Source organism: Uruburuella suis, from assembly GCF_022870845.1.
Taxonomy (GTDB): domain Bacteria; phylum Pseudomonadota; class Gammaproteobacteria; order Burkholderiales; family Neisseriaceae; genus Neisseria; species Neisseria suis.
The window spans coordinates 1,623,155-1,636,856 of sequence record NZ_CP091507.1 but is presented as its reverse complement, the minus strand read 5'-3'; the positions used below and the strand labels follow the sequence as shown (position 1 = coordinate 1,636,856).

General features: G+C 58.1%; 13 protein-coding genes. All 13 read right to left on the bottom strand.

The genetic code is table 11. The features are described from left to right. Positions 1-59: 59 nt before the first annotated feature. Positions 60-1,268, bottom strand: coding sequence for a 3-oxoadipyl-CoA thiolase (gene pcaF, locus LVJ78_RS07385; protein WP_132952951.1), 1,209 nt, complete (start codon positions 1,266-1,268; stop codon positions 60-62). A 265-nt stretch (positions 1,269-1,533) separates the two neighbouring features. Beyond that, the gene (locus LVJ78_RS07380; RefSeq protein WP_132952953.1) at positions 1,534-2,181 is read right to left on the bottom strand and encodes a 3-oxoacid CoA-transferase subunit B; all 648 of its coding nucleotides are present in this window, start codon (positions 2,179-2,181) and stop codon (positions 1,534-1,536) included. A gap of 13 nt (positions 2,182-2,194) precedes the next feature. Then, entirely contained in the window at positions 2,195-2,854 is a 660-nt protein-coding gene (locus LVJ78_RS07375; protein WP_132952955.1) for a 3-oxoacid CoA-transferase subunit A, read from the bottom strand. A gap of 11 nt (positions 2,855-2,865) precedes the next feature. Continuing rightward, positions 2,866-4,059 (bottom strand): benzoate/H(+) symporter BenE family transporter, encoded by a 1,194-nt coding sequence (locus tag LVJ78_RS07370; protein ID WP_132952957.1) that lies wholly within the window; start codon positions 4,057-4,059, stop codon positions 2,866-2,868. Between the two features lie 166 nt (positions 4,060-4,225). After that, a complete protein-coding gene (locus LVJ78_RS07365; protein ID WP_132952959.1) occupies positions 4,226-5,011 on the bottom strand; it encodes a 1,6-dihydroxycyclohexa-2,4-diene-1-carboxylate dehydrogenase in 786 nt (261 codons plus the stop codon). An 8-nt stretch (positions 5,012-5,019) separates the two neighbouring features. Next, a complete protein-coding gene (gene benC / locus LVJ78_RS07360; protein WP_132952960.1) occupies positions 5,020-6,039 on the bottom strand; it encodes a benzoate 1,2-dioxygenase electron transfer component BenC in 1,020 nt (339 codons plus the stop codon). A 323-nt stretch (positions 6,040-6,362) separates the two neighbouring features. Further along, positions 6,363-6,848 carry a benzoate 1,2-dioxygenase small subunit gene (gene benB, locus LVJ78_RS07355; RefSeq protein WP_132952962.1) on the bottom strand — a complete coding sequence of 162 codons (486 nt, stop codon included), beginning with the start codon at positions 6,846-6,848 and terminating at the stop codon, positions 6,363-6,365. Continuing rightward, on the bottom strand, positions 6,845-8,311 hold the full coding sequence (gene benA / locus LVJ78_RS07350; protein WP_279387850.1) for a benzoate 1,2-dioxygenase large subunit: 1,467 nt from the start codon (positions 8,309-8,311) through the stop codon (positions 6,845-6,847). The genes benB and benA overlap by 4 nt, the downstream gene beginning before the upstream one ends. Next, positions 8,271-9,194 (bottom strand): catechol 1,2-dioxygenase, encoded by a 924-nt coding sequence (gene catA / locus LVJ78_RS07345; protein WP_132952964.1) that lies wholly within the window; start codon positions 9,192-9,194, stop codon positions 8,271-8,273. Before catA ends, benA begins: the two co-directional genes overlap by 41 nt. A 122-nt stretch (positions 9,195-9,316) precedes the next feature. Beyond that, on the bottom strand, positions 9,317-9,607 hold the full coding sequence (catC, locus tag LVJ78_RS07340) for a muconolactone Delta-isomerase (RefSeq protein ID WP_132952966.1): 291 nt from the start codon (positions 9,605-9,607) through the stop codon (positions 9,317-9,319). Between the two features lie 37 nt (positions 9,608-9,644). Further along, positions 9,645-10,754 (bottom strand): muconate/chloromuconate family cycloisomerase, encoded by a 1,110-nt coding sequence (locus LVJ78_RS07335; RefSeq protein WP_132952968.1) that lies wholly within the window; start codon positions 10,752-10,754, stop codon positions 9,645-9,647. A 272-nt stretch (positions 10,755-11,026) separates the two neighbouring features. Continuing rightward, a complete protein-coding gene (locus tag LVJ78_RS07330; protein WP_132952970.1) occupies positions 11,027-12,166 on the bottom strand; it encodes an NAD(P)-dependent alcohol dehydrogenase in 1,140 nt (379 codons plus the stop codon). Positions 12,167-12,233: 67 nt separating this feature from the next. Beyond that, the gene (locus LVJ78_RS07325; RefSeq protein WP_132952972.1) at positions 12,234-13,691 is read right to left on the bottom strand and encodes a benzaldehyde dehydrogenase; all 1,458 of its coding nucleotides are present in this window, start codon (positions 13,689-13,691) and stop codon (positions 12,234-12,236) included. Between the last annotated feature and the right edge of the window lie 11 nt (positions 13,692-13,702).

Below are 13,702 nucleotides of genomic sequence, written 5' to 3'. Positions count from 1 at the left end.
TTTGGGTTTTGCGGCCGTCTGAACGCTTTCAGTTTCAGACGGCCTGTTTGTATTCAATATCAAGACACGCGCTCGATAATCAGCGCAATGCCTTGCCCCACGCCTATGCACATGCTGCATAAGGCATAGCGCCCGCCGCTGCGCTGCAATTGGTAGAGCGCGGTGGCGGCCAGGCGCGCGCCCGATGCGCCCAGCGGGTGGCCCAGTGCAATCGCGCCGCCGTTGGGGTTGACGTGGGCGGCATCGTCGGGCAAGCCCAGCGCGCGCATTACCGCCAGCGCTTGGGCGGCGAAGGCTTCGTTTAATTCGATCACATCCATTTGCGCCAGCGTGAGGCCGGTTTGCGCGAGCACTTTTTGCACCGCCGCCACGGGGCCGTAGCCCATAATGCGCGGTGCCAGCCCGGCCACAGCCATGCCGACAATGCGGGCTTTGGGGGCAAGGCTGTGTTGCTGCACGGCGGTTTCGGAAGCGATCAGCAAGGCGCAAGCGCCATCGTTGATGCCCGAGGCGTTGCCGGCGGTGATGCTGCCATCGGCGCGGGTAACGGGCTTGAGTTTGGCGAGCGCTTCGAGCGTGGTGTGCGGGCGCAGATGCTCATCGGCACTCACCAGCAAGGCATCGCCTTTGCGTTGGGGAACAGACACGGGCACGATTTCTTCGGCAAATATGCCTGCCGCTTGCGCGCGCGCGGCTTTTTGTTGGCTGGCGAGCGCAAATTGATCTTGGTCGGCGCGGCTGATGTTGCATTCGGTGGCCACGTTTTCGGCGGTTTGCGGCATGCTTTCCACGCCGTAGGCGGCCTGCATTTTGGGGTTGACGAAGCGCCAGCCCATGGTGGTGTCTTCAAGGATTTGGCTGCGCGAAAAAGCGCTGTCGGCCTTGCCCATCACGAAAGGCGCGCGGCTCATGCTCTCCACGCCGCCGGCAATCAGCAAATGCTGCTCGCCCGCTTTGATGGCACGCGCGGCAGTGCCCACGGCATCGAGGCCGGAGCCGCACAAGCGGTTGAGCGTGACACCGCCCACGCTCTCGGGCAGGCCGGCCAAAAGCGCGGCCATGCGCGCCACGTTGCGGTTGTCTTCACCGGCTTGGTTGGCGCAGCCGTATAGCACATCATCGAGCGCGGCGGGATTGAGATGGGGGTGGCGCGCCATCAGGGCGGCCATCGGCACGGCGGCCAAATCGTCGGCACGCACGCCGGCGAGGCTGCCGCCGTAGCGGCCGAAAGGAGTGCGCACGGCATCGATAATATAGGCTTGGCTCATGGGTTTTTCCTTGGTGTCGGTAGGCCGTCTGAATAGGTTTTCAGACGGCATGGTGTTTGTTTTGTGTTTCAGACAGGCTTCGCGTGCACTCGCAAAACCCGTAGGTACGGTTAGGCCGCAGGCCGTAACCGTACGCATGTAATCCGGCCGGAATGCGCTCTATCCCGACAAGCCCGGAGCGCGTTCGCATCCATGCGTACGATTACGCTGCGCTAATCGTACCTACGCACTGCAAACTGAAAAGCGTTCAGACGGCCTCAAGGCATCAGCGGCCGTCTTGCAACTTGGCTTCAGTATGGTTTTGCAACTCGGCTAAATCTAATCCTTCCACCATTTCGCGCACGAGCAAGCCCTGCGGCGTGATGTCGATCACGGCCAAATCGGTGTAGATGCGGTTGACGCAGGCCATGCCGGTGAGCGGGTAGCGGCAGGTTTCCACGATTTTGGGTGCGCCGGTTTTGGTGGTGTGCTCCATGGTTACATACACTTCTTTGGCGCCCACGGCCAAATCCATTGCGCCGCCCACGGCGGGGATGGCATCGGCTGCGCCGGTGTGCCAGTTGGCCAAATCGCCGTTGGCCGCCACTTGGAAAGCGCCGAGCACGCACAAATCGATGTGGCCGCCGCGCATCATGGCAAATGAGTCGCCGTGGTGGAAAAAGCTGCCGCCTTTAATCAGGGTAACGTATTCTTTGCCGGCATTAATCAGCTCGCTGTCGCGCTCGCGCTCGCTCGGGGCGGGGCCCATGCCGAGCAGGCCGTTTTCGCTGTGTAGGAAGATTTCCGCATCGGCAGGCAGATAATCGGCGATTTTGGTGGGCAGGCCGATGCCGAGGTTGACATACATGCCTTCGCGGATATCTTGCGCCACGCGGCGGGCGATTTCGGCGCGGCTTCTGGCTTGGTAATTCATGGCAAGGCTCCTTTCAGACGGCCGCAACGTGTTGCACGAAAATGCCGGGGGTGATGATGTGCTCGGGGTTTAAATCGCCCAAGGCCACGATTTCTTTCACTTGCGCGATGGTGGTTTGGGCGGCGGCGGCCATAATGGGGCCGAAATTGCGCGCGGTTTTGCGGTAAACCAGGTTGCCCCAGCGGTCGCCCTGATAGGCTTTAATCAGGGCGAAATCGGCATGAATCGGGTATTCGAGCACATATTGGCGGCCGTTAATTTCGCGCGTTTCTTTGCCCTCGGCCAAAAGCGTGCCGTAGCCGGTGGGGGTGAACACCGCGCCCAGCCCCGCGCCTGCGGCCTGGATGCGGCAGGCCAGATTGCCTTGCGGCACCAATTCCAGCGCCACTTTGCCGGCGCGGTAAAGTTCGTCAAACACATAAGAATCGCTCTGGCGTGGAAACGAGCAAATCATTTTTTCCACTTGGCCGGCTTTGAGCAAAGCGGCTAGGCCGATGTCGCCGTTGCCGGCATTGTTGTTGACAATGGTCAGCCCTTTGGCGCCGTGCTCAATCAGTGCGTCTATCAGCTCGGCCGGCTGGCCGGCGGTGCCGAAGCCGCCGATCATCACGGTGGCGCCGTCGTGGATTTGCGCCACCGCTTCATGCAGGGATAAGGCGGTTTTGTCTATCATGGTTTGCTCCTTTATTTTTGATGTGTGTGGCCGTCTGAAAGCGTGGGTTGTGTTTTGGGCTTGAGCAGCCATGCCCCCAAAAGCCCGATCACCACGCCCCAAAAAGCCGCGCCCAAGCCCCAAAGTGTCATGCCGGAGGCGGTGGCGAGAAAAGTGATCACCGCCGCTTCGCGGTGATTTGTGTCTTCCATCGCTGCGGCCAGATTGCTGCCGATGGCTCCGATCAGCGCGAGCCCGGCCAAAATGGCAATCAAGGCTTTGGGCAGCACGGTGAACAAGGTCACGATCGCGCCGGCAAAAAGGCCGCCGATAAGGTAAAACACGCCGTTGCTGATGCCGGCGATATAGCGTTTGGCCGGATCGGCATGGGCATCTTTGCCGGTGCACAGCGAAGCGGTGATGGCCGCCAACACAATGCTGATGCCGCCGAAGCAGGCCACCGCCAGCGAAGCAATGCCGGTAATGGTCATAATCGGCTTGGCCGGCGTGGTGTAGCCCGCCAGCCGCAACACCGCCATGCCGGGCAGAAATTGGCCGGTGAGGCTCACCATAATCAGCGGCAGCGCGAGGCTTAAGGTGGAAGAGAGCGTCCATTCCGGCGCAATCCACACCGGGCGGGTGATGCTCAGCGCCACGCGGCTGAAATCCAAGTGGCCGCCCAGCGCCGTGAGCAGCAGGCCGATGGCAAACACCAGCACCACGGTGTAGCGCGGCAGCCATTTTTTGGCGGTGAGATAAGCCAAAAGCATGGCAAACAGCAAAAAAGGCATCTCGGCTACTGCGCCAAATGCATGTGTGCCAAACTGAAACAAAATGCCCGCCATCATGCCGGCGGCCACGCCTTTTGGAATAAAGGCCATCAGTTTATCGAAATAGCCCAGCCAGCCGATGGCAAGCATCACCGCGGCGGCGGTGAGATAAGCGCCGGCCATTTCGCCCAGGCTCAGCGCGGGAAAAAGCGTGATCAGCAGCGCGCTGCCCGGCGCCGACCAAGCGGTGATCACCGGCACTTTCAAAAGCGTGCTGAGCACAATGCCCGACACCGCCGCGCCGATGGAAACCGCCCACACCCAAGTGATCATCATCTCGGTGGAAATCTGCGCCGCCGAGGCTGCCTGAAACATCAACACCATCGGCCCGGCATAGGAAATCAGCACCGCCAGAAAACCGGCGGTAAGGGCGGAAAGGGAAAAGTCTTTCAGCATGGCAGCTTCCTTGTGCTGGGTTGCAAAGTGGGTTAAATCGTGGGCATTTAGCATGAAATCATCCGCATGAATCATGCTCTTTAAACCTTCAGACGGCCTTTCGCATGCGTACGATTACGCTGCGCTAATCGTCCCTACGCATTAAGCAGAAATCGTTCAGACGGCCTTATCCCATGCCCACATCGCCGCCGCCCACGGGCAGCACGGTGCCGGTGATGTAGCTCGCTTCATCCGATGCCAGAAACAAAATCGCCCGCACTTGCTCTTCGATGCTGCCATAGCGCTTCATCAGGCTGGATTCGACGGTTTGGTCAATAATCGCCTGATACCAAGCCTGCTCTTGCGCGCTCAAGGGTTGGGGGTTGCGCGGCACTTTGCGCGGCGGTGCCTCGGTGCCGCCGGTGGCCACGGCATTGACGCGGATGCCGTCTGAAGCGTGCTCCATCGCCAAGCTCATGCTCATGGCGTTTACCCCGCCTTTGGCGGCGGCGTAGGGAATGCGATGGATGCTGCGGGTGGCAATCGAAGAAATATTCACAATGCTGCCGCTTTGTTGGGCAATCATCGTCGGCAGCACGGCGCGGCAGCTCCACAGCGTGGGAAAGAGCGAGCGGCGCACTTCGGCTTCGATTTCGGCTTCGGCGTATTCCTGATAAGGCTTGGCCCAGATGGTGCCGCCCACATTGTGCACGGCCACATCCACGCGTCCGAACTCGGCCACCGCTGCATCCACCACGCTTTGCGCACCGGCAAAGGTTTCTAGATCGGCCATCACGGTGAGGCATTTGCCGCCGGCGCTGCGGATGGCCTCGGCGGTGTGGTGCACAAATTCGCTGCGGTCGGCCAGCACCACGGTGCCGCCTTCTGCCGCCAGCGCCAGCGCCACACCTTGGCCGATGCCTTGTGCTGCGCCGGTGACAATGCAGATTTTGTTGTTAAAACGCGGATTCATAAGGGCTCCTATTTCTGCTCGCTGGCGGAAAATTTTTCAAAATGAAAGCTTTTCGGCGCAATGCCCGATTGCTCGAGCCAGCCGCGCACGGCTTCCACCATTGCCACCGGCCCGCAGAGATAAACATCCACATCGCCATCGTTGAGCCACTCGGGCTCGATATGCTGGGTAACATAGCCTTTTTTCGGGTGCGCGCTCGCCTCGCTCACCACACAGGTGGTGTAGTGAAACCACGGGTGGTGCGCCTGTATTTCATCGAGCTTTTCCAGCGCCACCAAATCGAAATCGTTGGTGACGCCAAACACCAGGTTCACCGGATAATGGCAGCCCGACACGGCCAGGCTGTCGAGCATGGAAAGAAAAGGCGCGATGCCGGTGCCGCCGGCCAGAAACAGGGCGGGGCGGATCACGGGGCGCAGGTAAAAGCTGCCGTAAGGGCCGGCAAACTGCATTTTGTCGCCCACTTTGGCCGCGCTGCTCAAATGGCTGCTCATTTTGCCGCCGGGCACGTTGCGCACCACAAAGCGGGCAATGTCGGCCATCGGCGGCGAGCTGAACGAATAAGAGCGGGTTTCTTCCGTGCTCGGCAGGCTTACGTTGACATATTGGCCGGGCAGAAACACCAATTCTTCCGGCGCGGATGTTTTGATGCCGAAGGCGATGGTGGATTCGGAAAGCTGCGCCAATTCCACCAATTCGCCCTCATACACGGCCACGCCGGTTTTGGCCGCTTCCGATGAAGAAGCGATGCGCAGCACGCAATCGGAAGTGGGCTTCATCTGGCAGGTGAGCACAAAACCTTCGGCAGCTTCTTCGGGCGTGAGCGCGTCTTCGATGTAGCCGCTCTCGGGCATATCGAAGCTGCCCGATTCACAAAAGCTGCGGCAGGTGCCGCAAGCGCCGTCGCGGCAGTCGAGCGGGATATTGAATTTTTGGCGGTAGGCCGCATCGGCCACGGTTTCTCCGCTGCGGCAGCCGATAAAGCGGGTAACGCCGTCTTCGAATTGCAGGGCGATGGTGTGTTCCATTGGGCTTCTCCTTTGTTTTTGTGTTTCAGACGGCTTTGTGATGCTTGTCTGCAAGGTTTTTGTTGTGTTGTTGCGGTGGCTCGCAAGCCGTGAGGTTTGCTTTTTTCAGTGGCCGGTATGAAATTATTCGCAAAACATTCAGACGGCCTTTTGCATGCGTACGATTACGCTGTGTTAATCGTATCTACGCACCCTTTCAGACGGCCTTTTGCATGCGTGCGATTATGCTGTGCTAATCGAACCTACGCATCCTTTCAGACGGCCTTTTGCATGCGTACGATTACGCTGCGCTAATCGTACCTACGCATCTCTTTCAGACGGCCTCAAACGTGATACACATCAATCGGTTGGTTGATGTAATCGTTTTTCAGCACCACATATTTGCGCGTAATCAGCGGCTCGTTGCCCGACACATCCAAATCGTATTCCGAGCAGCCGTAATAGGTGTGCGTGGTGTGGTAGCGGAAGCTGAAGGTGAGCCAGTTGAAACGCACGGTGAGCTTCGCGCCTTCTTCGGCCAGAATCTCGACATTGCTGATGTTGTGCGAGGTGCGGGTGTCGGGAATGGTGGCGCTGGAGCGTTCGGTTTCGATGCGGAACACACGATCTTCCAAGCCTTGGCGGTCGGGATAATAAATCAGTGAAATTTCGCGCTGCGGGTCGGTGACGAGCGAACCATCGTCGTCCCAGCTCGGCATCCAGAAAGAGGCTTGCGGGTGGTAGCAGGCCAGCCATTTTTCCCATTGTTTGTCGTCGAGATAGCGGGCTTCGCGGTAGAGGAACTGGCTGATTTGTTCGATGCGGCTCATTTTTCTGCTCCTTGGTCGGCCACGGCTTTTTTCATTTCTTGCAGCCAGTAGCGGTGTTGCACGGTGTAGAGGCCTTCGTCTTCGGTTTTCACGCCCGAGAGCAGCGGCTTGAGGCCGATGTCGGCGGCGGCTTGGTCGGCACCTTCGATCCAGTGGGTGGCGCCGCGGCACATATCGTTCCATTCCAGCGCGATGCCGTTGTAGCCTTCTTGGCAGGAGCGGAATTCTTCCAAATCATCGGGCGTGGCCATGCCGCTCACGTTGAAGAAATCTTCGTATTGGCGGATGCGGTGGGCGCGTGCTTCGTCGGATTCGCCTTTGGGGGCGATGCAGTAAATCGTCACTTCGGTTTTGTCTACCGAGAGCGGGCGCAGCAGGCGGATTTGCGAGCCGAATTGATCCATCAGATACACATTCGGATAAAGGCATAAATTGCGCGAGCGCTGCACCATCCAATCGGCGGTGGCTTGGCCGAATTGCTCGGCATAGGCTTCGCGTTTGTCCCAATTGGGACGGTCTTCGGGGTTGGCCCAGTTGGTCCACAACAGCATGTGGCCGTTTTCAAACGAATAAAATCCGCCGCCTTGTTTGGCCCAGCTGCCGGCGCTCATGGCGCGGATGTTGTCGGCGGCCTGCACTTCTTTGCGGTGCTGCGTGGTGGCGGCGTAATTCCAGTGCACGGCGGAAACGTGGTAGCCGTCGGCGCCGTTTTCGGCTTGCAGCTTCCAGTTGCCGTTGAAGGTATAAGTGGAGGAGCCGCGCAACACTTCCAGCCCGTCGGCGGATTGGTCCACAATCATGTCGATGATTTTGGCCGCTTCGCCTAAGAATTCGCTCAAAGGCGCCACATCGGGGTTGATGCTGCCGAAGAGAAAGCCGCGGTAGTTTTCAAAGCGCGCCACTTTTTTCAAATCGTGCGAGCCTTCTTTGTTGAAGCATTCGGGGTAGCCGGCTTCGTCGGGGTCTTTCACTTTCAAAAGTTTGCCGCTGTTGTTGAAGGTCCAGCCGTGAAACGGGCAGGTGTAGGTGGCTTTGTTGCCTTTTTTGAAGCGGCACAATTGCGCGCCGCGGTGGGTGCAGGCGTTGATAAACGCGTTCAGCTCACCCTGACGGTTGCGGGCAATCACAATCGGCTGGCGGCCGATGTGGGTGGTGTAGTAATCGTTGATGTTGGGAATCTGGCTTTCGTGCGCCAGATAAATCCAGTTGCCCTCGAAAATGTGTTTCATTTCCAGCTCAAACAATTCTTCATCGGTGAAGGCGCTGCGGTGCAGGCGGTAATCGCCGGTTTCGTGGTTTTCGATTAAAAAGTCGTCGAGGCGCTTTTTTTCAGTGTGGATGGGAATCATGGTGTGCTCCTTAAAAGGGGTTTCAGACGGCCTGGATTGATTGGTGAGGCCGTCTGAATGCTTCGGGCTGCGCTCAGGCGGCGGCCGCGCGGCGGCGCTCGTTTTCGGCTTCAAACACGCCCTCGGTTTCGGGCAGCAGGTGGATGTCGAACACGATGTGCGCATAAGGTTTATCCAAACCTTGCGCGGCAATCGCGGCTTCGTCGTTTACTTCCTGCACCGGCGGCACCAGGCCTTCACGGCTGGCGAAAGCGAAGTCGTCCCACAGATATTCGTCGCCGTCGATATTGATTTGGGTGGTGAGCTTGCGCTGGCCCGGCGCGGTAACGAAATAATGCACGTGTGCGGGGCGGCGGCCGTGGCGGCCGAGCAGGTTCAGCAAGGCTTGGGTGTAGCCCTCGGGCGGGCAGCCGTAGCCGTTGGGCACGATGGATTGGGCTTTGTAGCGGCCTTTTTCATCGGTGATGATGGTGCGGTGGTGGTTGAAATCGCTCTGGCTTTTGTCGAAAAACGAATAATTGCCCAAGGTGTTGGCGTGCCACACTTCCACTTTGGCATGGGGCACGGGGCGGCCTTCGGCATCGTAAACCGTGCCTTCCAGAATCATCGGCTTGGCGTGTGCCGATTCGGCGCCGTCGTCCATGCGGGCAAAGCCGGTGCTTTCGGGCGCACCGTAAACATACAGCGGGCCTTCGATGGTGCGCGGCGTGCCGCCTGAGAGGCCGGCTTTTTCTTCGGCTTCGTCGGCGCGGATGTCGACAAAGCGCTCAAGGCCGAGCCCGGCGGCAAAGAGGCCGATTTCGTTGGCTTTGGCCGCGTCAATCAGAAATTCCATACCTTTCCACACTTCGTGCGGGCTCATGTCGAGATCTTCGATGGCTTTGAAAAGATCGGCCACCAGGCGTACGGTGATTTCCTGCACGCGCGGGTTGACTTGGCCTTTGGCGGTGTCGATGTTGAAGGTTTTAACCAATTGGTCGATTTGCTGGTGGTTCATGGTGTTTCTCCTGGGCGGTTTGTAGATTTTTAGGGTGTGGCAAAGCTGTGCAGCGCAAACGCAGCACGGGTTTTCACATGCCTGAGCGTGTGTTCAGGCCGTCTGAAAGGGTGGGGAAAGGTTTAACGATCATCCGCATGCAGCGATGAAGGGTGGCGGCAAAGCGCCATCACTTCGATGTGCATGTAGGGAAAGAGCGGCAGCGACATCAAAAGCTGATGCAATTCTTCGTTGCTTTCCACATCGAAAATACTGATGTTGGAATATTGGCCGGCCACGCGCCAGATGTGCCGCCATTTGCCGCTTTGCTGCAAGCTTTGGAAATAGGCTTTTTCATCGGCCTTGATGCGCTCGGCGGTTTCAGACGGAATGTCTTTGGGAATGTGTACATCCATTCTTACGTGAAATAACATGATGTGTTCCTTGGCAGAATAATGTTGTGGTGGCGGCTCAGGTTTTGCTCAAGCGGTAAACTTTTTCTTTATCCACTTCAATGCCCAAGCCCGGTTTTTGCGGCAGATGCAGCATGAAATTGCGATAGGGCAGAGGCTCGGCCATAATCTCTTCGGTGAGCAGCAAGGGGCCGAACAATTCGGTGCCGAATGCGAGCTCGGGATAAGTGCTGAACACATGCGCCGAAGCCAGCGTGCCGATGGCGCCTTCGAGCATGGTGCCGCCGTATAAACCGATGCCGGCCAGCGCGGCCATTTGCCCCACCAATGCGGCATTGCGCAAGCCGCCGGCCTGATTGATTTTCACGGCAAACACATCGGCATAATGGCCGGCGGCCAGCTCAAAGGCGTTTTGCGGCCCCAGCACGGCTTCATCCGCCATCAGCGCCACGCTGAAATAATCGCTCAGGCGCTTGAGCGCGTTGCGGTTGTGTGCGGCCACAGGCTGCTCGATTAAGTCGATACCGCCCTCTTGCAGCAGGGCAATGCCGCGCATGGCTTCAAGCTCCGTCCACGCTTGGTTCACATCCACCCGCACGCTGATGCTGCCGCCCAAAGCCTTTTTAATCGCCAGCACATGGCGCACATCTTCTTCCACGCCGCACAAGCCGATTTTCAGCTTGAAAATACGGTGGCGGCCGGCTTCTATCATGTGCACGGCCTCGGCAATATCGCGCTCGGTGTTGCCGCTGGCCAAAGTCCAGGCCACCGGCAGCGCTTGGTGCAGCGCGCCGCCGAGCAGCGCGCTCAGCGGCACGCCCAGGCGCTTGGCTTCGCCATCGAGCAGCGCCGTTTCCACCGCGCTTTTGGCAAAGCGGTTGCCCTTGATGTGTGTTTCCAAAAGCTGCATCGCCTGCGCTGCGTTTTCCGGCTGCTTTTGCAGCAGCAGCGGTGCGATATAGGTGTCCATATTGGTTTTAATCGCCGCCGGGCTTTCTTCGGCATAATTCAGCCCGCCGATGGTGGTGGCCTCGCCCCAGCCCTCAATGCCGTCTGAAAAAGTGATGTGCACCAACACCAAAGTTTGCGTGTGCATGGTGGTGACAGACAATTTGTGCGGCCTGATGGTGGGCAATTCCAGTAGCAGGGTTTTAATAGAATGAATCATAGCTATTGGGTATATTTAAGAAGTGATTACACCTTACTACAGCTGATATAGGCTGTCTAAAACCGATTTGGTATAAATTTAATACTTAAAAGGTATAAAGATTGAGGGCGGAAGCAGATGCGGTTTGGCGTGTCGGATGAGTGCGGGAAAGCTGAAGTTTGCTGTGCTGTGCTGTGCTTTGCTGGGCGGGCTTGCTTGTGTAAAGATAAAATGGGTGAACAAAGGCCGTCTGAAAAGTTTCAGACGGCCTCTGTTTATGCAAAGATGATTTATTAATCGGAATGGCTGTCCGCGATTTTAATCACCGGCTTTAAGGTAATGCCTTTTTGGCTGTCGATGGCGGCTTGATTGATGTCTTTGAAATCATAAAATTTAATCAGCTTGTCGAAAGGAAACTTGCCCTGCATAAACAAATCCACCAGCTCGGGAATAAACACTTTGGGCACGCTGCTGCCTTCTACCACGCCCACAATGGTTTTGCCGCCCAATAATAAATCGTTTACATCAAATTGGGCGGTGGTGCCCAAGGCCGGTGCGCCCACCACGGCGATTTTGCCCAATGTGCCCAAGGCATCCACACCGTGTTTCAACACTTCCGGCCGGCCCGTGGATTCCAGCGCAAAATCCACGCCGCCGTGGGTGATGGCCTTCACCGCCGCCACCGCATCTTCATTTTTGCTGTTAACGGTGTGGGTGGCGCCCAAATCCCGCGCCAGCGCCAAGCGCGATTCATCGATATCCACGGCGATAAGGGTGGCGGCGCCGCAAAATTTGGCGGCCAACAAAGCGCTCAAGCCCACCGCTCCGGCGCCCCAAGTGGCAAAGCTGGCAGCCGGCGGCACTTTCAGCACATTCATCACCGAACCTGCGCCGGTTTGAATGCCGCAGCCCAAAGGCCCCAGATATTCAAGCGGCGCACCGGCATCCACTTTCACGGCATTGCTTTCGCGGCTGATGGCATAGCTGGCAAAAGAAGATTGGGCAAAAAAGTGATCGTGCATATCGGAATGATCATGGCTGCACACGGCATGGCCGCCTTGCTCATCGGCGCCGCTGAAATTGCGTCCGAAAAATTCGGCGCAATAAGCCGGCCTGCCCGATACACATTGCTTGCAGATGCCGCAATGCCCGTAGCTGAGCACCACATGGTCGCCCGCCTGCAAAGCCCGCACTTCGGGGCCCACGGCTTCCACAATGCCGGCACCTTCGTGCCCCAGTACGGAAGGCAGGGGCACGGGGTAATATTGGTCGCGCACAATCAAATCGGTGTGACACATGCCGGTGGCCACGATTTTCACCAACACTTCGTCCCGTTGCGGCCGGCGGATTTTAAGGGGCGTCAACACAAAATCTGCGCCTTTGCCCGGGGTGACGGCGGCGGTGATGTTTTGAAGCGGTGTTGTTTGGCTCATTTTTTCTCTCCTGGGTTTGGCATTTGCCGCCCCTTATCAGGCGGCAAATGAAAGGTGGGCAGGGCGCTCAAAGCGGGTAATGAGGCGCTTGGGGCTGGATGGTCATCCATTGCCATTGGGTGAATTCATCGGCATTGGCAGGCCCGCCGATGCGGGTGGCGTTGCCTGAAGCGCCGAAGCCGCCAAAGGGGTTGACCACTTCATCGTTTACCGTTTGGTCGTTGATGTGCAACAGGCCGACATTGAGCTGCTGCCCCAGCTGCATGCCCCTGCCCACATTGCCCGTGATGATGCCGGCGGACAAGCCGTAATCGCCGTCGTTGGCCAATTCCACGGCCTCTGCATCGTCGGCAAAAGGAATCAGCACAGCCACCGGGCCGAAGATTTCTTCGTGAAACACAGGATTGTTTTTCGACACGCCCGAGAGCACCGCCGGCCGGAAAAACACCCCTTGGGCATCGCCGCCGGTTTCCAGCCGCGCACCGTGCGTCACCGCAGCCTGTACCAAGTCGGCCACCCGCCGGCATTGTTTTTCATCAATCAAGGGGCCGATGGTGACATTTTCTTGTGCGGGGTTGCCCACCACCAATTGGCGGGTTTTTTCGGTAACGCGCGCTTTGAGGCGCTCATAAATGGCTTCTTGCACCAAAATCTTGCCTGAAGTCATGCAGATTTGACCCGAATGCAAAAACGCGCCCCATACAATGTTTTCCGCCGCCCGCTCGATATCGGCGTCGTCCAAAATAATCAGCGAATTTTTGCCGCCCAGCTCCAACGACACTTTTTTCAAGGTTTTGCCGGCATTGGCGCCCACCATGCGGCCCACTTGCGTGGAGCCGGTAAATTGAATGCTGGCAATATTTTCATCCAGCGTGAGCGCTTCGCCCGCTTCAGCACCACCCGGCAATACATGCAGCAAGCCCGCGGGCAGGCCAGCCAGCTCGAAAATGCGGGCGATCACATAGCCGCTGCACACCGCCGTGCGCTCATCGGGCTTGAGCACCACCGCATTGCCCAGCGCCAAGGCCGGCGCCACGCTGCGCAAAGCCAGATATAAAGGAAAATTAAACGGTGAAATCACGCCCACCACGCCCAAAGGCAAGCGCCTGGCCATGCTTAATTTGCCGTTTTGCGTGGGCAGCAACACCCCTTGATCACTCGCCGGCAGGCCGATGCAGTGTTTCATCACCTGATGCGACACGCGCCATTCAAAGCCCGCTTTCAGCGGCAGCGAGCCGCTTTCTTTCACCAGCCAGTCGATGATTTCCGCCTGATGCTGCACCATCATATCCGCCGCACGCTCCATCACCGCCTGCCGCTCTTGATAAGGCCGCCGCCACCAATCGCGCTGGGCGGCTTTGGCGGCTTGAGCTGATGCGGCAATATCGCGGCCATCGGCATAGCCGATAGCGCCCAACACTTGACCGGTGGCCACTTCCACCGCTTCTCTGCTTTGCGAAGCGGCTTGCCATTGCCCGTTGAAAAACTTGCCCTGCCAAAGGGCTTGATCATTTAATAACGACATATCCTTTATCC

Excerpts from the sequence above, each read along its gene's own strand:
- pcaF (WP_132952951.1), bottom strand. The coding sequence starts at position 1,268 with ATGAGCCAAGCCTATATTATCGATGCCGTGCGCACTCCTTTCGGCCGC.
- LVJ78_RS07380 (WP_132952953.1), bottom strand. The coding sequence starts at position 2,181 with ATGAATTACCAAGCCAGAAGCCGCGCCGAAATCGCCCGCCGCGTGGCG.
- LVJ78_RS07375 (WP_132952955.1), bottom strand. The coding sequence starts at position 2,854 with ATGATAGACAAAACCGCCTTATCCCTGCATGAAGCGGTGGCGCAAATC.
- LVJ78_RS07370 (WP_132952957.1), bottom strand. The coding sequence starts at position 4,059 with ATGCTGAAAGACTTTTCCCTTTCCGCCCTTACCGCCGGTTTTCTGGCG.
- LVJ78_RS07365 (WP_132952959.1), bottom strand. The coding sequence starts at position 5,011 with ATGAATCCGCGTTTTAACAACAAAATCTGCATTGTCACCGGCGCAGCA.
- benC (WP_132952960.1), bottom strand. The coding sequence starts at position 6,039 with ATGGAACACACCATCGCCCTGCAATTCGAAGACGGCGTTACCCGCTTT.
- benB (WP_132952962.1), bottom strand. The coding sequence starts at position 6,848 with ATGAGCCGCATCGAACAAATCAGCCAGTTCCTCTACCGCGAAGCCCGC.
- catA (WP_132952964.1), bottom strand. The coding sequence starts at position 9,194 with ATGAACCACCAGCAAATCGACCAATTGGTTAAAACCTTCAACATCGAC.
- catC (WP_132952966.1), bottom strand. The coding sequence starts at position 9,607 with ATGTTATTTCACGTAAGAATGGATGTACACATTCCCAAAGACATTCCG.
- LVJ78_RS07335 (WP_132952968.1), bottom strand. The coding sequence starts at position 10,754 with ATGATTCATTCTATTAAAACCCTGCTACTGGAATTGCCCACCATCAGG.
- LVJ78_RS07330 (WP_132952970.1), bottom strand. The coding sequence starts at position 12,166 with ATGAGCCAAACAACACCGCTTCAAAACATCACCGCCGCCGTCACCCCG.
- LVJ78_RS07325 (WP_132952972.1), bottom strand. The coding sequence starts at position 13,691 with ATGTCGTTATTAAATGATCAAGCCCTTTGGCAGGGCAAGTTTTTCAAC.